The organism is Paenibacillus sp. FSL R5-0473 (assembly GCF_038004565.1).
Lineage (GTDB): Bacteria > Bacillota > Bacilli > Paenibacillales > Paenibacillaceae > Paenibacillus > Paenibacillus amylolyticus.
This window is the reverse complement of record NZ_JBBORL010000001.1, coordinates 658,387-677,019: the sequence shown is the minus strand read 5'-3', so window position 1 is coordinate 677,019 and position 18,633 is coordinate 658,387. Positions and strand designations below refer to the sequence as shown.

Genomic DNA, 18,633 nt, shown 5'->3' with positions numbered 1-18,633 from the left:
CTATGGTAGCATTGGAGATGCCGCAAGGTCTTTGCACGTTTTGAACCTTTTTTATAAAAATTTAACTTTTGATGGAAACGCTTAAAGTATAAGTGTGATCCACGAGATACCATACCAGAGTCAAAAAAAAGGACATGCTCCACTTCGCTTCACACGAAGTAGAACATATCCATCTCATTTATCACACGTCTTAATGATCAAGTATTGCGGTTATCTGTTGAGGTAAGTCTTTTGATTGGCCTCAAATGCTACATATTATATTTAATTCGCTGAAGGACGATAAGCCGTCCCCCCGTTCTTTCGATACTGCACAGGCGAAATGCCCATTGTTTTCTTAAATGCAGTGCTGAAATAATGCTGGGTATCATAACCTACACGCTCAGCTATGGTGTGAATCGGCAGTGTTGTTGAATCTAATAACTGTATAGCCTTGCGAATGCGAGCATGCGTGACAAGCGTGACGAAGGAATCATTCAGCTCTTTCTTCAGCACACGACTAAGATATACGGCAGATACTTGTAGACGGGAAGCGAGCGATTCCAAGGTCAGTTCCCGTTCGGCATACTCTTCGTGAATAAGTTGTCTCGCCCGGCGAACCAGAGGGGACAACTGCATTTCTTCGTATACCCGTTCACGGCAATGACGGTACGTATCCGGCGTTTCTTCCAGTGTCCCTGCATGTGTCTCCACATGAGCATGAATGGCAATATTCAGGCAAGAACTAATCTGTTGTTCCATAAGGGACTCTATTTCTTCAGGGGTTTCCTGCCACAGACACATGCCGATCAACCCGCTTACGTCCCGAAACAGGACATGCGGCAGGTCTGCCAGCAGTTCACTGATTATATTTTCCACTGCAAACAGAAACAACTGACGATCATTCTCTCTCAGTATCGTCTGACGAGCTTCAGCGGCAGGCCAACGCACGACCCCGATCTGCACAGGTGGGACGGCGGGCAACCGCAAAAACAAAAGCTGCTCCGTCAGATCCCTGCCCTCGGCCTGCCCCTCTAGCCACTCCAGCATAAATCGTTGGCGAAGTAGCGGGATATTACGTTCAATCTGATGAGCTGCCTGTTGTACATATGCCGTCCTCTGGTGCTCTTCAGTAAGTCGCTGATGCAATCGATCAAGTGCAGCATATAATTGTTCTGCTTGCACAGGTTTTAAGATGTAATCCTCTACGCCAAGACGAACCGCCTCCTGCGCATATGCAAATTCATCATGTCCCGAGATGATCAGGTAACGACAGCCCGGGCACTGCTGCTGAAGGGCACGGATTAGTTCGATTCCGTTCAGGAATGGCATATTCATATCAACGAGAACAATATCCACACCCAAGTCAGCCGCCCGTTCCAGCGCTTCCTCGCCATCTTCCGCTTCACCAACAACCTCCATCCCGAGAGTTGTCCAGTCAATGGCATCCCGAATCCCCTCACGAATGATCGGTTCATCATCAGCGATGAGCACGCGGTATTTCTTAGCCATGTGGCTATCCGGCGTAATCCCCATTACTCTGGTCGATGCGGATGTCTCATCTGTTTCAGTGGAAGTTGTCACGGCTGATTTCATGAATCTTCCCATTCACTCTCCTGCCTCTCTTCGTTATTGATTTGCTTGGTTGGTGGGAGCTCTCGCATCAACGGATGAATAATGGTCACACTCGTTCCTTCCCCTTCCTGGCTATCCAGTTCAATACCGTACTCATCGCCAAAGGACAGCCGAAGACGGGCTTGCACGTTCAACATTCCATAACTTTTGCCTGTTATCCCCGGCGAAGACGCTTCCAAACTTGCCAAAGGAGCTTCGAGCAGATGCTGCATCTCGGCAAGCCGTTCGTTGGACATGCCTGCTCCATTATCCTGAACGGTCAGCAGCAGTCTGTTATGCTCCAATCTGGCCTCCACCCGAATGTGTCCCGGCCCACGCCTGCCCTTGATTCCATGATAGATTGCATTCTCTATCAGGGGCTGAAGCAGCAGCTTTAACACCAAAAGGTCCCGCAGTTCCTCTGGAATATTCAATGTATACTGAAGACGATCGCGGTATCGTGTCTGCTGAATTTGCAGATAACTGGTCATATGCTCAATCTCGGAATGCAGCGGAATGTAATCCTGTCCTTTACTAAGCCCTATGCGAAATAATCGAGATAACGCACCAACCATGCCGGATACATCTTCTGCCCCCTCTTTGCGTGCCATCCAATGAATCGTATCCAAGGTATTGTACAAAAAGTGTGGTTTGATATGCTCCTGCAAACTTCGCATTTCAGCGTCGCGCTTCTGCCGCTCCCGCAATTCATTTAGTGATATCAGTTGTCGAATCTGTGCCAGCATTCGGTTATAACTGTTGCCAAGCATGCCAATCTCATCAGCGCGATCGCTCCAGCGACCTGGTCTGAGATTGCCGGTCTCCGCCCTGCGCATATAGGACATGAGCCGGAAAATAGGCTGAGCAATTGAACGGGAGAACCATAAAGAGGCGCTCAGGCCAAACAAACAAACCACAAATACAAAGCTAACCACGTAAAACTGGATTTGGCGTACTTCGGATATCGAGTCTCTTGTGGGAAATACCCCTACCGTTCTCCAACCCGTAAAGGTAGACGACTGATACATGAATAATAACGTTCCACCTTCTGTATCGGCGGTAAACGTTCCACTCTCACCGGAGGGGAACCAGTCTGTGGGAATGTGTTCTATTAGCGGATGCTCCGGCTTGTATACACTTTGACCTTCTGCATCCGTCACCATCACATAACCGGATTTCCCCAAGGTTACATTACGGGCAGCCTGAGAGACGGACCTAAGTTTAAGATCAATCATAATAACGCCCCGCACACGTCCTGACGCTTCATCCGTTATGGAACGCGCAACCGATACAATCTCATCATCCTTGTACCGTACATGTGTCGTGAGATTACGCTCTTTCGGCTGACCCAACACCATGAAGATGCCCGGATTGGCCGAAGCTTTTTGATACCAATTTTCCTGAATCAGGCTCTGTTCCGCTCGGGGATACATCTCGTTGCTAATATAGTCACCACTTGCATTGACAAGAACAATCCCGGCGATTTCAGGATACAATGTTGTGAATCCCTGCAAGGTTTGTTTGATGCCATATAACCGATTTTGCTCCGTTTCGGCATTGGTGTCCATGTTCATCGGTTCAATGCCTGCATCATCATTCGGTGGCATTTTGTCGTTCATAAAAGCGTCAATCTCCGGGTCAAATGCAATCAGATAGGTCATGTTTTGCAAATTCTCCATTTTGCTGTTAAGAGCTTCATTCACTTTGCCAATCAGTTGCATGGTATGCCCTTCAACCTGTCGTTCAACAACCCGCTCCACCGTCCAGTTCACAAGCAACCCAAGCCCTACGGAAGGTACAATGGCGAATAACAGAAAAAGCAGCATCAGCTGGTACCGAAGAGGCATATTACGCAAGCGTAAACGCCGAATCCCGTTCCTGAAAGTGGAGAGAATTGTTCTCCTGCTCCAAGGCCTTGGACTCTTGAAATATTCCTTGTTATTTGGCATAGTAATCATCCACATCCGAGCGTGTCACCACAGAGATCCCTGTGTCCACCATCACGGGAAGCGGTGCATTTTCACCGGATGAGGATGGGGCAGGAACCGTTAACTGGTGATGCAGATGGAACAGATATTGGAGTGACCAATATCCCATATTCCAGGTTCCCTGTGCAATTGTAGCTGAGATCGTACCGTTCTTGATCATATCCAATGTAGTCTTATTTGTATCAAACGAAATAATCTGCAATGGATGTCTGTCCCCGGCAGTTTGAGCGGCTTCCCCCGCTCCTGCCCCTCCGGTAGCTTCAGTCACAAAAATTCCCGCCAGCTCGGGATGTTCCTTCATCATTCTGATTGTTTCGTCTCTGGATACCATCGCATCACCGTGTCCGTCTGCAACTTCAACAATCTGCATGGAAGGGTATCTCTCCTTGATCGTATCGCGGAATCCCTTCGTGCGCTCTTCATGATTTTGTTGTCCGGGCAAGGTTAATACCGCGACCTCTCCCTCACGACCCAGCAGTTCAGCCATTTTATCGGCAGCCATTACACCCGACTTGTAATTATCTGTCCCAAGAAAAGAATAGGCCTGGCTATCGGGTGCATCCGCGTCAAATAATACAACAGGGATATCTGCGTCGATTGCCTTGTTAATCGCTGGAACTAACGATTGAGGATCGATTGCAGATATAGCAATGCCCGCGGGTTTACGAGCGATAGCCTGCTCGATCACCATGGTCTGCTCCTTCGCATCATACCGGGTAGCCCCACGATATTCTACGGTCACGCCAAGTGCATCCGCGGCATCCTCGAAACCTTTGAGCGGGCTCTTCCAATACTCCAGCCCGGACTGGAATGTAATCATGATATACGTCTCTCCGATATCACCGCGCAGCCCACGGTCCTCCCACGAACTGTTTACTTGACTGGTGTATTCGAATCTCAATACATACAACGCAAATGCTGAGATTAGCAAAATGTAAACAAGCAGCATTTTTTTCATTCCGTTCACTTCCTCAAGTCGTCTGATCACCTTGTACATCGTCTAAATTGTAAACGCAATCATTCAAAAAGAAAACTCCCCCTTAGTTTTTATAAGCACGCTCCTGTTGCCAACCGTGTACCTGCTGCAATAATGTACTATATGGTTTCTCCCTCTGGACGTATGATCATGGGACTAAACTACAACCAGAGGAGAGCATCATCCTTATGAATCTTGCATCTTTTTTAATCTACTGCATCGTCGTAACATTTACCCCCGGCCCCAGCAATATCGTAATTCTTTCTTCTACACAGATAGTTGGCGCACGAAAAACAATGCACTATGTATGGGGAGCTACGCTGGCATTTGGTCTGCTGCTTACCGCCTCAGCTTTTCTTAATCAGCTTCTTGCGGGAGTGTTACCCGGAATTCTGAAGGTGATGCAGATTGTCGGCGGCCTTTACATGGTGTATCTGGCGTACCAGATCTACAAGATGGGTACCACCGAGGATGCACCGAAACAAGTTACCGGATTCTGGAACGGTTTCATCATGCAATTTATGAATCCAAAGGTCGTCTTGTTTACTTTCACTGTCATTCCAAGTTATGTATTGCCCTTTTATCAAAGTTTATTTTCTTCGTTCCTGTTCGTGCTGCTCATTACCTTCATTGGTTTTCTGGCCTATTCCAGTTGGGTTGTTTTTGGCACGGTTTTCAGAACGTTGCTGAATCGCCACCAAAAATTACTGAGTATTCTCATGGCACTTTTTTTGTTATACTCAGCCATTATAGTATCCGGATTAATCTAAAGCTTGGGAGGTGTGCTGCATGGAACGGTTTAACTATAAAAAGTCGCAAGACGTGCTGGCACTATCCGCCAGCTTTACTGATTTTGCATACAAAAAACATTGCCATGAAGAGTATGCAGTTGGCGTAACCTTGCGTGGCATTCAACAATATAACCTGGACGGACAATATCAGGCGTCTCACCAAAATGGTGTCATGTTGTTTAACCGTGAACAGTCCCATGATGGAAGCTCCTATGATAAGGCTGGCATTGACTATGTGATGCTGTATTTGAAGCCGGAATTGGTAGAGGAGATTATCGGCAAAAAGGAATTGCGTTTTGGAAGTCCCATCGTCTATGATCCCGAGCTTGCACGTAAGATCCTGATGCTGAACGATGCCGTTCAACTCAGACAGGACGAAGCCGAGTGCAGCGAACGGGTCTTCGATCTCGTTCACCTGCTGGCTCAGAAGGAAATGGACACCAAGCTCTGGTTGCCTCAGGACAACCTGGTCCGCAAAGCCAAGGAAATCATGTTTTGCAGCACTGAAGATGTGCTCAAGCTGGACAACCTGAGCTCCGAATTTGGCATGTCCAAGTTTCAATTTATCCGTGAATTCAAAGCACAAGCAGGCATATCCCCTTACCAGTTTTTCTTAAACTGCAAAGTAGAGCGTGCCCGTCAATCCATCGAAATGCAGAAGGACGTATATACTGCTGTTGCCGATTGCGGATTTGTCGATCTGACCCATCTAAACCGACATTTCAAACGGGTATTTGGTGTCACAGCTTATGAATACATGTTGCAGTTAAACTAGTTGCAACAATCCTGAAAATCCCCGTATAGAACGTCAATGTTTCTTAACGTTCTGTACGGGGATTAGTTTCTTTTTCCGTCATACAAACCTTATGTTATACGATCCAACTTTCAATTTATATCAGACCTGCAATCAGATTCTTTTCTTTCGTCTCCAGAGCCACAGTACTGCCAATGCTGCTAATAAAATGACTCCGCCATATAAGATGAGATAGAAAGGCCCAGTTCGCCCACCACCATCATTGGTTTCTCCAAAATCTTCTTTACTTACAAGCTTTCCCGCACCCAGCAATTTCAGATCATCTCCAGCCTGTTCAATTGGAACATTGCGACTGCACAGATTCGTATGAAGCTTATGATCCACTTCATATTGATAAGCATAGATCAGGTAGGACTGATTCTTTTCAAATTGAATGCCACAGGATTCAGATCCACCGTCACTCGCGAGGATTTTCATCTTTTTGGCATTAACCCCCTTCCATGCAGTATCTACATCAAAGGTATACTCTATTAATAAGCCATCATGCTTCGACTGTTGAGAACGTCCCTTCTCCAACACTTCTCCTGTAAATACAGTTGTGTTTGTCTTCAATCTCTCCTGAACATCACTCTCGACACAACTGCAAGCATACACTCTCTCTCCTGGAAATAGAGCTAACCCAGACGTAACCAACAGTAAGATCAACATGCACATCACCAAACGTCGTTTCATTTCGACCGCTCCCCTCCTACATTCTCTGCTTGAATAAGCGTGGTTAAGGTTACATATTTTTATTGCTGCTATATTTATTGTAAAATTATAGCACAATACAAATATCGTTATGTCCGACATACGCAAGGACACAACATACGAAATCAACCATCACGGAGGAACTCAACATTTGATACACAACTGGAAAAAGAATATCTCCTTCCCGCTGCTCGTTGCAGCGTTATGCATGATCGCCTTTATAAGCATCGCCCTGTCCATCAGCGAAAACCAAATTCATCGATTTGATGATACCTTAATCGGATGGATTCAGGGGTTGGAATCCCCTGGTATGACACAATTCATGCACCTTTTCACCTGGATCGGCAGCGAAATGCCAGTGGTCTTCATTACCATCATCGCCATGATTGTGTTATACGTCTATCTGCGACACAAACGCGAACTGCTCTTCCTGGCTTGTGTGCTCGCAGGTTCAACCCTGTTAAATGCATTGCTCAAGCTGGTATTCCAGCGTGCCAGACCTACCATTAACCGGATTATCGAAGTGAGCGGCTATAGCTTCCCCAGTGGGCATTCTATGGCAGCATTTAGCCTGTACGGTGGACTGGCCTTTCTAATCTGGAAACATGTACCCACCGTCACAGGACGTGTGCTGATGATTGTTGCCAGCGCTGTATTTATACTGACCATTGGTATAAGTCGTATCTACTTGGGGGTGCATTATCCAAGTGATATCGTAGGCGGATACTTCTTAAGTGGTTGCTGGCTCTCCACATGTATATGGTTTTACCGGCGTCATTTGGAGCGCATGTCCCAACTGCAAAGCAGAAGACTGGCATAGGCGGCCCGCTATTAAACTACACAAAGAAATACCCGGCTTTCCTTAACGGAAGGATAGCCGGGTATTTTTTTATATTCATATATAGTCGTCCTGAACTCGTTCAGGACTACATGGACCGCTTGTCCCATTTAAGAGAACAGGCGGGTCTGGTTTTTTTTAGCCAATTTATAACTCTTCACCATTGGATTCGATGACTTTTTTGTACCAGTGGAAACTCTTCTTCGGTGTTCTGCTCAAGTCTCCGTTACCGTCGTTGTCCTTGTTGACATGAATGAAGCCATAACGCTTCTTCATCTCTCCAGTGGATGCACTAACCAGGTCGATACATCCCCACATGGTGTAGGCAATCAGATCTACGCCGTCAGCTACCGCTTCTTTCATCTGTTCAATGTGACCTTTCAGATAATCAATGCGATAGTCATCTTGAATGGAGCCGTCTTCCTCTACCACATCGACAGCACCCAGACCGTTCTCAACCACCATCAGTGGAATCTGATAACGATCATACAGATGATTCAGCGTGTAACGCAGTCCTTTTGGATCGATCTGCCAACCCCAGTCGGAAGCTTCGAGATATGGATTTTTGATACCGCCCAGCAGATTACCTTCTGCTCTCTCGAGGGACTCGTCCGCACTTTCAACCAAAGACATATAATAACTGAAGGAATAGAAGTCTACGCAGCCTTCACGCAAAGTCTGCTCGTCTCCCGGTTGCATCTCGATCTGGATACCTTCTTCGGCGAAGAAACGTTTGGCGAATCCAGGATACGCTCCACGAACTTGTACATCACCGCAGATCATATTGGAGATTTGGTCTTTCTTCTGTGCGAGCAACATGTCGTCCGGGTTACATGTGTTTGGATAGGTGGTCATGAACGCAACCATACAGCCAATTTTGAAATCAGGGTTGATCTCATGTCCCAGCTTCACCGCTTTGGCACTCGCAATGAATTGATGATGTAATGCCTGGAAACGAGTCTGTGGATCATCCACTCCGTCGACCAGTGTCTCTTTGCCTTCAAACAGAATACCTGCAGCCATATATGCACCCATCGGCATCGTCAGACAGTTGATTTCGTTAAACGTCAGCCAGTATTTGACCTGATCCTTGTAACGGTTGAACAGGGTTGTACAATAACGGATATAACAATCGATAACTTCACGGGAAGCCCAGCCATTATACTTCTGTGTCAGACCGAATGGCGTTTCATAATGGGAGATCGTTACGAGCGGCTCAATATTGTACTTTTTCAACTCGGCAAAAACATTATCGTAGAACTGCAATCCCTCTTCGTTTGGCTCCAGATCATAACCGTTTGGATAGATCCGGGACCAGTTGATGGACATGCGGAACATTTTGAAACCCATCTCTGCCATCATGGCAATATCTTCTTTGTAATGTCCGTAAAAATCAACCGCTTCATGGCTCGGATAATACGTGCCCTCTTCCAGTACAGGCGTAATCCGGCGTGGAATCGTGTGGGTTCCCCCTGTCATCATGTCAGACGTGCTTGGCCCCTTGCCACCCTGGTTCCATCCACCCTCGAATTGATTGGCAGCCGTAGCGCCACCCCAGTAAAATCCTTCTTTCATTGTCATGACCAGTTCCTCCTTAATAATTAACTCATTTCGGTATAAAGTGCTTGATATTATGCGAGTAGCCGTTCCGGTCACGAATCGTTCTTCTGATCGCTGTTATCCTCGGATTTCTTTTATCCCCATTTCTAAATGGAAAAATCCCATGATAGCGTTTGCTTCCGAAGTAGCTTTCTTACAGAAAGCTTTTAGCGAACACTTCGTTTCTTCAGAATCGATATCGTCCCCTTCACTACTCCCCAATAAATGAAGAACAAATTATAAATCTGAGTCAAAATGTCTTGGTAAGACTTTTACACCAGTGTACCACCCATACCCTGACACCTATTGTCATGGTATAATCAGAGCATGGAAAATAACCGACTATTTCGAATGTTGCTTTTGTTATTGGAGAAAAAGAAAGCCGCTGCACCAGAACTCGCCCGTATGTTCGAGATTTCTGTACGCACGGTGTACCGTGATATCGATCGGTTGAGTGCTGCGGGCATTCCCGTCTATACAACGACCGGCAAGCATGGCGGTATCCATCTGATGGACAACTATGTCATGGACAAGTCCCTGTTGTCGGAAGAAGACCAGAATGAAATTTTGATGGGACTATATAGCATCAGTGCGATCCCCCATCTTAACAGTGCCCATATGCTGCAACGGTTAACCGCCCTTTTTGATCACAAGCTGGATTGGATCGAATTCAATTTCTCACCATGGGGCAGCATCCCTCTGCAGGAGAGAGAACTGTTCAATCAGGTGAAGCAGGCTATATTAACGAATCAACTGATTACGTTTCATTATGTTAATTCGGATGGTGAGAAGAGCATTCCGACCGTGGAGCCACAGAAACTTATATTCAAAAACAGTACGTGGTACTTCAAAGGATATATCCATGATGACCCTGATCGGAAAGAATTCGAGACATTTAAGATGAAACGGATCACCCAGTTGACTTTTCTGGCGAGAAAACACGATCACTCTGTTACTGCCGGATCAAACGACCCTGAATCAGAAGCAGCTCCTATCCTGACTCCTCTTACACTCTCGTTCTCCAGCAATATTGCATACCGAGTGTATGATTTTTTCGAACCCACCCTCATTAAAAAAGAGCCTGATGGCAGGCTCCGTGTTTCTCTCGAACTGAATGTAGGGGAATGGCTCTACTCCTTCCTGCTGTCGTTTGGTTCCGAGCTGACCGTAATCGAGCCTGTTCATGTTGGACAGGAATTGCTCAGACGTCATATCAAAGCCGTTGAACATTTGCAGAACGTCATGAACAAACTTCCCAACAATGAATGATATAATATAGGCCTATACAACTTTTGATCACAGCTGACTCTCCGTCATCCATCTGCCCGAAGGAGGTTTATCCATGCAAGACATTAGACGCAACAATGTGGAACGTTTCAAAGGTTTTGGTACGTTATACGATCAGAACCGACCAGCTGCTCCCACTGAAGTGGTGGATATTCTAACGACATATCTTGGCAGCACACCGCGTATGGTCGCAGATATTGGCTGTGGCACCGGCTTGTCCTCGTGGATCTGGCTTAATGAGGCAGAACGTATCATCGGCTTTGAACCCAGCGATGACATGAGGTCTGTAGCTGAATCCAAGTGGGAATCTGCCGGGAAGCCGGATAACCTGCGGTTTGTGTCCGGCTTGTCTCACGACCTCGGACTACCAGATGGCAGTGTGGATGTGCTGACCTGCTCCCAATCGTTTCACTGGATGGAGCCGCAACCCACACTACGCGAGTTTGCACGTGTACTTCGTACAGGGGGCATATTTGCAGCCTACGATTGCGACTGGCCGCCAATGTTAGACTGGCAGTTAGAACAAGCCTATCTGCAGCTGAATAAGGAAGCAGATCAACGAGCAGCCAGTCTGGCTCCCCAAGATAGTCAGGCACACAAATGGAGCAAGGATGGGCATTTGCAGCAGATTCAGCAGTCCGGGCTGTTCCGATATGTCCGGGAAATCGTATTTCATCACCACGAGACATTCACTGCCGATCGATATGTCAATCTCGCCCTGAGCCAAGGCGGCCTGCAAACGGCGTTGAAACTCGGAGCGGATGATCTATTAACAGCTGCTGACGAGTTCAGAACGCTGGCTAATCGTATATTTGACGGAGAATCCAAAAAAGTACTCTTTTCTTATCGCATGCGCCTTGGTATTGTTTGAAAAAACGTTCGTTGCTTGTATCTCTCATACATACCAAAATGAAAAAGGAGGCCCTACACGTCATAAACATGATCTGTAGGACCTCCTTTTGTATACATCTTCAAGAGGAGAATAAGTCACTTAATTGTCGCTCCTGTACATTTAATGCCAACACCAATTTTGTTGGGTCTTGTCTTGAATAGATGATATTAATGATATGTCCTTGCTGCACCTGCGGCAGGGCAGATGACAAAATTTCTTTTTGCGTTGTCACATTGAAGGTTTCACCGTCCGTCTTTGTTATGCTGAGTTTGAGCTGAAGCTTGATCTTGTTATTGCCACCACTTCCAAGTGGAGTGACATCAAGGATCTTGGCCATTGCTTTTTCCCCTGTTCTTGCAATATCCATCATTTCAGGTGATACCCCTTGCTGTACCATCTTTTCATCCAGCAATTGCTGCATATCTTCCTGTGATAATTGCCCCTTCATATCAAACCCTACCTTGCGCTCATCCTTTACGGAGACTACTAACGGAATGAAACTGCCCGGCTGAAACTGTGCCATGGAGGTCAGCGGAATGACGGCTTTCATCTCGGTATCGTATTTCTCGCGCCCCTTACGCGACACCGTCAGACCCAATCGAACCTCAGGCTGTTCATTAATATACGTCCCCGTCTGTTGTATAGTCTTAATGACCCCAACTGCTGGTAAACCTGTCTTCACTCGACCTACGCCAAAAATATTGCTCAAAATCGCAGGAACAAAGATCAGTGCAAACCCGGCAAAGATCGCCGGAGTGTACCACCATGCCTGCATAATCATAAAGGGATCATTCCACAGCTGCTGTGCCAGAAATGGGGAGAACCCCACCCCGAATACCGTTAATACGCCAATGAATCTCAGGAAACCTATCATATGATCCACCCTTTCTTAATCCTTCTCTTAATATCTCTATCAATATATCTATTTAGCGTTGTTATAAGCATTATATAAATAGATTATGACTGTCTTATAACCAAATACCTTCTAGATGGACATTAGCCCCATGTAGATCAGTTCGGAGGAATTCGCTGGATTCTGGCCCAGTCCCACTCGATCGCCTACTCGTGGAATCTGCATTTTGGACACCAGTGTCTCTAATGTTCGCTGATACTGGTTGCCATTCGTTTCTGTCACATCCAATACAAGCACAACAATCGGATCAAAGTTGATCAGTTTGCCTGTATCGGTGATTGTCACCACCGTAGCCGTAGCTGTTAAAGGCAGAGAACCACTTGCCGCCAACTGTGCCTGCTTTGCCGAATCCAGACTTTGGTTGATGGCCTCCCGATGTTCCTTTGATACAAAACCTTTCATCATCATGCCAGTGAGTCCTTTATTCATCATTTTATCCGCTTTAGCAATCGCATCTTCTTGTTTGTTCTTTTTACCGAACCATCCCATATCAAGCACCTCATTTGTTTTATTTGTTTTAGAAGTTGTTCAAAAAGTCCACTTTTGATTACGAATCATGCCTAGCGGCATCATCAGCATCGAATATGAAATTCAACCGAAATGTCCGTTGCTCACGTAGGTCTCCTACGCTCCGCTACTCCATTTCTAGCTTCATTCCATCTTCTCGGTACTGAAAACCAGACTTTTTGAACACGTATTTATAATTAAATTATAAACACCGCGGCTTGTCCTTGAATACCCTTCTGGCGGCATACAAAAAAAACGAAAAATCCGGCAAATGAATTACGGGATAATCGTTTCTTTGGTAAAGAATGATGCTAATTCCGCAAAAAAAGATCTGCTAATCCGATCTTCATTTCACAATTGGCGGCCATATTTTGTGCCAAGTGCTTTGGCAATGCACAAAATCATGTCATCATTAGGCTCTTCCAAGCCGATTCTCACTCTATTTTTTGCGTAACAGATAGACCAGTTTCCGATAATACATCGCCGCTTCTTTGTATTTCCGCTGATCCTCCGATACTACGGCCATCCCCTCATATAACGGTTCAAGCCGCATGACATGCTGCGCGGATTCAAAATAAGGCAGACACGCAAGTGCCCGCTCCATGAAAACTTCGCGATCTCCATGCGCAAGAGCCAGATGGCTCTGGTAGAAGGTTGCGCTCATCTGCTGGTCCTGTGTTGTTGCACATTTCAAAAGTTGATCTACACTCTGCGCGAGCACGCCCCAGTTCTTCCGTGCCAGAGCCACTTCGCATCGATACACACTGACGAGCGGCTGCATGGCCTGCTGTGTTTCTTCCGTTTCCTGCTGCAATAGCGATTCAAATCGTTCAATCTCCGTCTGTGCCTGATCCAGTTCACCTGTCATTGTTAACATGACAATGCGATTGTTGGCAATCGCCGTTACCAGATCTCCCTGGTTGCCCGCATACACGAGGTTTGCCTCCGCCATGGTTAATGCCGAGAGTGCCTCCTGAACCAGCCCCATTGCGAAGCAATACCCACTATATGCTACATATAACCCGGACAACCGATGAAACATCCGCTGATCATAGACATGCCGCATCGTAAGCTCAAATACCTGTTTCGCCTCTTCATACTGTTTAACCTGGATGTAGGCTTCCATCTTGATATTTTGCACAGACAGCCAGAATTCACTGCCAGGAAGCGCCAGCTCACTGAGCCTGGTTGCGTGAGTTAATACATCCACAAAAGCCATTTTGGAGCGATAATATTGTATTTTATAGAATAAAAGTGCTTTGACTAACGGACGCGGCAAATCGATATCGTCTGGACGACCGTATTTCTCCAGGTAAAAATTGAGGTAGGACGTATGTATATACTCATGAGCCGTTGCATCGTTTAATTGCTGATAATAGACCGCCTTCATCAAGGCCGTTGTCAGCTCAACGGTCAGCGTGTCATCCCGATCTGCCAGTGCATGCACCGTATCTTCGGATATCGCCGACGCTGGAACAGACATTTGTTCAAAAACGACCTCTGCCCGTTCAATTGTATCCTCGTCCTGAGCCGCAGCTTTTAGAATATAGGTAGGGGATACCCCAAGACGCCCGGCGATGGCTTCTGCCAAGTCCTCAGGTAGCGGATAACGATCCGCCAGGATATTGGCAAAGTGGGCCTGCGTGACCAGACCTTCCACAAGGTCTTTACGGGAGATTTGTTTTCTTTTGCTTAGCAGTTCAATGCGTTCCTTCAGCATGGTATCCCTGTCCTTTCTATCCTAACAAGCGAGTACATTCTATTCACATCATCGCAAAATTAGAGATATAACGCCACCCTTCCGGCGAAATCAAACGAAACGGTTTCCGTTTCCGAGGTAATTGTTTTACAATAAGAAAGTATGTGTAAGAGCATTTTATCGAAATGCTGAAACATGAGCTGAATATGAAAGGATGCAAATAAATGATTATTAAACCAAGAACACGTGGTTTTATTTGTACCACTTCCCATCCTGTAGGTTGCGCTGCGCAAGTGCAGGAACAGATTGATTATGTGAAATCCCAGCCTAAGCTGAAAGGACCGCGTAATGTGCTCGTGATCGGTGCTTCCACTGGATACGGTCTGGCGTCACGCGTTGTTTCTGCCTTTGGAGCGGGAGCGAATACAGTCGGCATTTATCGTCCAAGCAGTTCCACAGAGAAACGTACGGCTTCTGCAGGCTGGTACAATTCCGCTGCATTCGAAAAAGCCGCGGAGGAAGCAGGCCTGAAATCGTACAGCGTTACAGGTGATGCATTTGCAAACGAAACACGAGACAAAGCCGTTGAACTGATTCGCAGTGAACTCGGTCAAGTCGATCTGGTTGTATACAGCGTCGCCTCGGCACGCCGTACCGATCCGAACACGGGTGAAGTGTTCAACTCTGTGCTGAAGCCTATCGGACAATCCTACACGAACAAAACGGTGAACTTCCACACAGGAGAAATTAGCTCCGTTACCCTTGAACCGGCAAACGAAGAGGAAATTCGTCAGACGGTAACCGTTATGGGTGGAGATGATTGGGAACTATGGATGGATGCCCTGCAACAAGGCGGCGTGCTTGCTGATGATGCAACAACCATCGCTTTCTCTTATATCGGTCCTGGACTTACGCATGCCATTTATCGTGATGGTTCCATCGGTCAAGCCAAGAATCATCTGGAAGCGACTGCACACAAGCTGAATGATCGTCTGAGTGCAAAAGGTGGACGTGCGTACTTAACTGTAGCCAAGGCGCTGGTGACTCAATCCAGTTCTGCGATTCCAGTCGTGCCGCTGTACATCTCAGCATTGTACAAAGTCATGAAAGAAAAAGGCTTGCATGAAGGATGTATCGAGCAATTGCAACGTCTGTTCGCTGATCGTTTGTATGCGGGGGGAGAAGTTCCAACCGATGCCGAAGGCCGTATTCGCATTGACGATTGGGAGATGCGAGCTGACGTTCAGGAAGAAGTGGCGAAGCTCTGGAATGAGTTGACCACAGAGAACATCTACGATCTGTCCGATCTGGAAGGTTACCGTCGCGAATTCTTCCAGCTGTTTGGTTTTGAAACCGATGGTGTGGATTATGAAGCAGATGTTGATCCCAACGTTGAAATGCCTCATCTGGTGAACTAAAGAAGTTTGGATATTAAAATCAAATGAAGAAGGAGGGGCCTCTGGCCCCTCCTTCTTTTGTCCTTTTTAATTCCGCTCAACAATTCCAATTTCCGTGTCCATACATTCTTTCATGTATCCCCTAATCAAATCGATTTAAGCAGCTTTTTCAGCTCTTTTGGTACCGTCTTCTCAATAGTAATGGAACGTGCTCCATGCATGGACGCAAAGAATTGAAGCCCCTCCCGAAAATTCGTAATCCATTCCTCCACAGGTGGAGCAGTCTCTTCCATCGATAACAAACGAACGGTAAGTACTCCAGTTTTGCGATCAAGTCGTGGGTCCATACGTCCAATCAACCGATCACCGTGAAGAATAGGCATGGCATAATAACCGTAGGTTCTTTTCACCTCTGGCGTATAAATCTCCCATTTATAATGAAAATCAAATAAATCAACAATACGTTCTCTTCTCCATAACAGGTTGTCCAGCGGCGGCAGGAAACGTACCGGGCCAGACGGATCATAGTGTGGCTCTTCCCTTTCCATGCGTAGCAGCAAATCCTCATCTTCAGCACGAATATAATAAGGCGTGGCCACGTCCTCCACCTTAAGCGGGATCATTTGCCCATCTGACACACGGGCAGCAATATCGGCGCGTCTTTCAGCCGCTGTAGATTTCAGCCAACCCAGACGGGGATCACGGGCATCTACGACACGATACGCATGAACGTATTTATCCAGCAGAGCCTGTCTCTGGGCCAACACATGGATGTCTTCTTTTATCGTAAGTCCCTGTTGCTGCAATCCGGATTCGGTAATATGAAAATAGCGTTCATTCCCCTGCCTCGCCACCACACGAATCACAGCGGAGTCCAACAGCAGATTCAGAGCAAGTGTGGTATCCTTTGTCTTTGGCACATCTGCACTGTCCCAATAACCACTTACCCTTTCTACAGCACGAAAGGCCCTTGAAGGTAAAGGTCCTTCTTCCTTCAAACGCTGTAACACATGCTGCACTGTTTTCTCCAAACCTTGCAAGGACGGAGCCAGACGCTCCCTTAATCGGGCACGCACAGGTTCAAAGAGAGCATAGTCTTCCATTGGAATGACACAGGCAGCATTTGCAAAATATTCAAACACCTTGTGATCACTCAGCAGTGTATTTAAGCTGTCAGCAGTATAACCAGGGTCACGAGCCCCCAGCACCAAATGCTGGTTTCCAGTTACAGCAGCCACAGGATCGATCTGCACGCAACCAAGGGAGCGAATCAAACTCAAAACTTGGTCAGGTCCCGAAGGTAAGGAAACTGCGGGCCAACGTCCCAGTAAAGCTTGCGTTTGCAGCAAAAAACGCCGAACGATTTTTTTATTCATGTGCAGCGCTGTTGTCATATGTATAGGTTCTTCCCTTCATTAAATATACAAGGATTTATAGTCCAATTTATCAAGATACCTTGATTTTAACAGTCCACATGATTACTTTCCAACCAAAGAAAGAATTCAATGTCTTACTTATCCAGCAATCCGTTCCTTATGGACAAAATAAAAAGAAGCACCACCATCTTGGATGATCTGCTTCTTGTGTTTGACCTTTTGCAATTTTTCCTGCTTCGTAGGCATGAGCCGTACATGCTGGGATAACGCACCATAATCTCCGTTAACTCTTCGGCTCTGTTCCGAGCACCATTGACCTGACCGCTCTGCTTTGCGTAATGCTTTTTGTGTTTGTGTACGTGCCATAATGGATCACACACTCCTTTGGTTGATATACACTCAATATATCATGTGCAGCTACGCAAGTGAAGGTGCTTCCTACTGGAATGAGATGTACATCATTAAAAAGGCTTCCACCCAAGTACTTAGCGGGATTGCCGCTTTCGTCGGGACTGCCACGTCTCGATTGGTTCGTGGTCATCTTCTTCAATCAGTTCCAGTGCTTCTTCCACTCTTCTGGCTTTGAATAACAGAATTAATTCCATTAGGTCTTCCCGGTCCAGCAACTTCACTCCATTAACCGCTGCAAGCGTTCGACAGGCTTCGGTGTAACGGGCGGACGTTAATACAATCGACCGGTCGGCTTCATAATAACGCATCGATGTATATATCTCCTGCACAGCACTCAACCCTACCGGATGGTTCGCACCATATCGCTTCGCTTGTATCACACTTCGTCTGCCGAGTCTATCAACAAACACCAGATCTGCCCCAAAATCCCGGCTGCTTGTTGTCTTATGCACCTCATCGTACCCGAGTTCTTCGAATAAATGATAGAGATATAATTCAAACTCCGAACCATCCTCCATCTTGTCGATGTCCTTTATTGTGATCTTACGAGGATTTGCTTCACTTCGGATCCGCTGCCCGCGCCCGATAACACGCCGAATAATCCAGGCCATCAGCAACAATATGATGATACATCCAATGACCCATAGGGTCACATTTTCACTCCAGTTCATAGCTATTCTCCTTGTTTCATTTCCTATGTTCTATCCAACCTCTTACGCAGATATGGCTTGTCACCGCACTAAATATATCAAACTTCTACCTTCATCGAAAGAAGATGAATTCCCTGTAACCCTTATACTTCCCCAAACATAGTCGTTTCGACAAACCAATGATAAAAGGTTACAGTGCGTTCGGTTGAATTCAG

17 protein-coding genes are annotated in these 18,633 nt (G+C 46.5%); 6 read left to right on the top strand and 11 right to left on the bottom strand.

Annotated features, from left to right (window positions below; translation table 11 throughout):
* Positions 1–261: 261 nt before the first annotated feature.
* The 3 genes from MKY28_RS03075 to MKY28_RS03065 form a co-directional block, all read right to left on the bottom strand.
* Entirely contained in the window at positions 262–1,560 is a 1,299-nt protein-coding gene (locus MKY28_RS03075; RefSeq protein WP_445670918.1) for a response regulator transcription factor, read from the bottom strand.
* A gap of 8 nt (positions 1,561–1,568) precedes the next feature.
* Entirely contained in the window at positions 1,569–3,437 is a 1,869-nt protein-coding gene (locus MKY28_RS03070; RefSeq protein ID WP_340934808.1) for a cache domain-containing sensor histidine kinase, read from the bottom strand.
* Positions 3,438–3,528: 91 nt separating this feature from the next.
* Positions 3,529–4,536, bottom strand: coding sequence for a substrate-binding domain-containing protein (locus MKY28_RS03065; protein WP_036674465.1), 1,008 nt, complete (start codon positions 4,534–4,536; stop codon positions 3,529–3,531).
* A 206-nt stretch (positions 4,537–4,742) separates the two neighbouring features.
* Between MKY28_RS03065 and MKY28_RS03060 the strand changes: the two genes are divergently transcribed.
* Together MKY28_RS03060 and MKY28_RS03055 are read left to right on the top strand one after the other, a co-directional pair.
* Positions 4,743–5,324: a LysE family translocator gene (locus MKY28_RS03060; RefSeq protein ID WP_340934806.1), complete on the top strand. Its 582-nt coding sequence runs from the start codon at positions 4,743–4,745 to the stop codon at positions 5,322–5,324.
* A gap of 19 nt (positions 5,325–5,343) precedes the next feature.
* On the top strand, positions 5,344–6,120 hold the full coding sequence (locus MKY28_RS03055; protein WP_047844007.1) for an AraC family transcriptional regulator: 777 nt from the start codon (positions 5,344–5,346) through the stop codon (positions 6,118–6,120).
* 132 nt (positions 6,121–6,252) lie between these two features.
* On the opposite strand, the gene MKY28_RS03050 is transcribed toward MKY28_RS03055, so the two are convergent.
* Positions 6,253–6,831 carry a hypothetical protein gene (locus MKY28_RS03050; protein WP_340934803.1) on the bottom strand — a complete coding sequence of 193 codons (579 nt, stop codon included), beginning with the start codon at positions 6,829–6,831 and terminating at the stop codon, positions 6,253–6,255.
* Between the two features lie 169 nt (positions 6,832–7,000).
* Between MKY28_RS03050 and MKY28_RS03045 the strand changes: the two genes are divergently transcribed.
* A complete protein-coding gene (locus MKY28_RS03045; protein WP_340934801.1) occupies positions 7,001–7,669 on the top strand; it encodes a phosphatase PAP2 family protein in 669 nt (222 codons plus the stop codon).
* A gap of 165 nt (positions 7,670–7,834) precedes the next feature.
* Here the strand turns inward: MKY28_RS03045 and MKY28_RS03040 are convergent, their stop codons facing one another.
* A complete protein-coding gene (locus MKY28_RS03040) occupies positions 7,835–9,268 on the bottom strand; it encodes a glycoside hydrolase family 1 protein (RefSeq protein ID WP_340934799.1) in 1,434 nt (477 codons plus the stop codon).
* Between the two features lie 345 nt (positions 9,269–9,613).
* Between MKY28_RS03040 and MKY28_RS03035 the strand changes: the two genes are divergently transcribed.
* Together MKY28_RS03035 and MKY28_RS03030 are read left to right on the top strand one after the other, a co-directional pair.
* Entirely contained in the window at positions 9,614–10,555 is a 942-nt protein-coding gene (locus tag MKY28_RS03035) for a helix-turn-helix transcriptional regulator (protein ID WP_340934797.1), read from the top strand.
* A gap of 73 nt (positions 10,556–10,628) precedes the next feature.
* Entirely contained in the window at positions 10,629–11,444 is an 816-nt protein-coding gene (locus tag MKY28_RS03030; RefSeq protein WP_340934795.1) for a class I SAM-dependent methyltransferase, read from the top strand.
* A 100-nt stretch (positions 11,445–11,544) separates the two neighbouring features.
* Here the strand turns inward: MKY28_RS03030 and MKY28_RS03025 are convergent, their stop codons facing one another.
* The 3 genes from MKY28_RS03025 to MKY28_RS03015 all read right to left on the bottom strand — a co-directional run bounded on the left by MKY28_RS03025 (position 11,545) and on the right by MKY28_RS03015 (position 14,605).
* Positions 11,545–12,339: a hypothetical protein gene (locus MKY28_RS03025; RefSeq protein WP_340937807.1), complete on the bottom strand. Its 795-nt coding sequence runs from the start codon at positions 12,337–12,339 to the stop codon at positions 11,545–11,547.
* Between the two features lie 111 nt (positions 12,340–12,450).
* The gene (locus tag MKY28_RS03020; RefSeq protein WP_340934792.1) at positions 12,451–12,867 is read right to left on the bottom strand and encodes a hypothetical protein; all 417 of its coding nucleotides are present in this window, start codon (positions 12,865–12,867) and stop codon (positions 12,451–12,453) included.
* Positions 12,868–13,324: 457 nt separating this feature from the next.
* On the bottom strand, positions 13,325–14,605 hold the full coding sequence (locus MKY28_RS03015; RefSeq protein ID WP_340934790.1) for an XRE family transcriptional regulator: 1,281 nt from the start codon (positions 14,603–14,605) through the stop codon (positions 13,325–13,327).
* Between the two features lie 203 nt (positions 14,606–14,808).
* Between MKY28_RS03015 and fabV the strand changes: the two genes are divergently transcribed.
* Complete coding sequence (fabV, locus tag MKY28_RS03010) at positions 14,809–16,002, top strand: enoyl-ACP reductase FabV (protein WP_340934788.1); 1,194 nt, start codon at positions 14,809–14,811, stop codon at positions 16,000–16,002.
* 125 nt (positions 16,003–16,127) lie between these two features.
* Here the strand turns inward: fabV and MKY28_RS03005 are convergent, their stop codons facing one another.
* The 3 genes from MKY28_RS03005 to MKY28_RS02995 all read right to left on the bottom strand — a co-directional run bounded on the left by MKY28_RS03005 (position 16,128) and on the right by MKY28_RS02995 (position 18,439).
* Positions 16,128–17,375 (bottom strand): DNA glycosylase AlkZ-like family protein, encoded by a 1,248-nt coding sequence (locus MKY28_RS03005; RefSeq protein WP_340934786.1) that lies wholly within the window; start codon positions 17,373–17,375, stop codon positions 16,128–16,130.
* A 120-nt stretch (positions 17,376–17,495) separates the two neighbouring features.
* Complete coding sequence (locus MKY28_RS03000) at positions 17,496–17,723, bottom strand: hypothetical protein (RefSeq protein WP_036617079.1); 228 nt, start codon at positions 17,721–17,723, stop codon at positions 17,496–17,498.
* A 119-nt stretch (positions 17,724–17,842) separates the two neighbouring features.
* Positions 17,843–18,439 carry a restriction endonuclease gene (locus MKY28_RS02995; protein WP_282320463.1) on the bottom strand — a complete coding sequence of 199 codons (597 nt, stop codon included), beginning with the start codon at positions 18,437–18,439 and terminating at the stop codon, positions 17,843–17,845.
* Positions 18,440–18,633: the final 194 nt, after the last annotated feature.

What these genes read in the sequence shown, in the direction of transcription:
- MKY28_RS03070 (WP_340934808.1), bottom strand. Translation starts at nt 3,437, where the DNA reads ATGCCTCTTCGGTACCAGCTGATGCTGCTTTTTCTGTTATTCGCCATT.
- MKY28_RS03065 (WP_036674465.1), bottom strand. Translation starts at nt 4,536, where the DNA reads ATGAAAAAAATGCTGCTTGTTTACATTTTGCTAATCTCAGCATTTGCG.
- MKY28_RS03060 (WP_340934806.1), top strand. Translation starts at nt 4,743, where the DNA reads ATGAATCTTGCATCTTTTTTAATCTACTGCATCGTCGTAACATTTACC.
- MKY28_RS03055 (WP_047844007.1), top strand. Translation starts at nt 5,344, where the DNA reads ATGGAACGGTTTAACTATAAAAAGTCGCAAGACGTGCTGGCACTATCC.
- MKY28_RS03050 (WP_340934803.1), bottom strand. Translation starts at nt 6,831, where the DNA reads ATGAAACGACGTTTGGTGATGTGCATGTTGATCTTACTGTTGGTTACG.
- MKY28_RS03040 (WP_340934799.1), bottom strand. Translation starts at nt 9,268, where the DNA reads ATGACAATGAAAGAAGGATTTTACTGGGGTGGCGCTACGGCTGCCAAT.
- MKY28_RS03035 (WP_340934797.1), top strand. Translation starts at nt 9,614, where the DNA reads ATGGAAAATAACCGACTATTTCGAATGTTGCTTTTGTTATTGGAGAAA.
- MKY28_RS03030 (WP_340934795.1), top strand. Translation starts at nt 10,629, where the DNA reads ATGCAAGACATTAGACGCAACAATGTGGAACGTTTCAAAGGTTTTGGT.
- MKY28_RS03025 (WP_340937807.1), bottom strand. Translation starts at nt 12,339, where the DNA reads ATGATAGGTTTCCTGAGATTCATTGGCGTATTAACGGTATTCGGGGTG.
- MKY28_RS03020 (WP_340934792.1), bottom strand. Translation starts at nt 12,867, where the DNA reads ATGGGATGGTTCGGTAAAAAGAACAAACAAGAAGATGCGATTGCTAAA.
- MKY28_RS03015 (WP_340934790.1), bottom strand. Translation starts at nt 14,605, where the DNA reads ATGCTGAAGGAACGCATTGAACTGCTAAGCAAAAGAAAACAAATCTCC.
- fabV (WP_340934788.1), top strand. Translation starts at nt 14,809, where the DNA reads ATGATTATTAAACCAAGAACACGTGGTTTTATTTGTACCACTTCCCAT.
- MKY28_RS03005 (WP_340934786.1), bottom strand. Translation starts at nt 17,375, where the DNA reads ATGACAACAGCGCTGCACATGAATAAAAAAATCGTTCGGCGTTTTTTG.
- MKY28_RS03000 (WP_036617079.1), bottom strand. Translation starts at nt 17,723, where the DNA reads ATGGCACGTACACAAACACAAAAAGCATTACGCAAAGCAGAGCGGTCA.
- MKY28_RS02995 (WP_282320463.1), bottom strand. Translation starts at nt 18,439, where the DNA reads ATGAACTGGAGTGAAAATGTGACCCTATGGGTCATTGGATGTATCATC.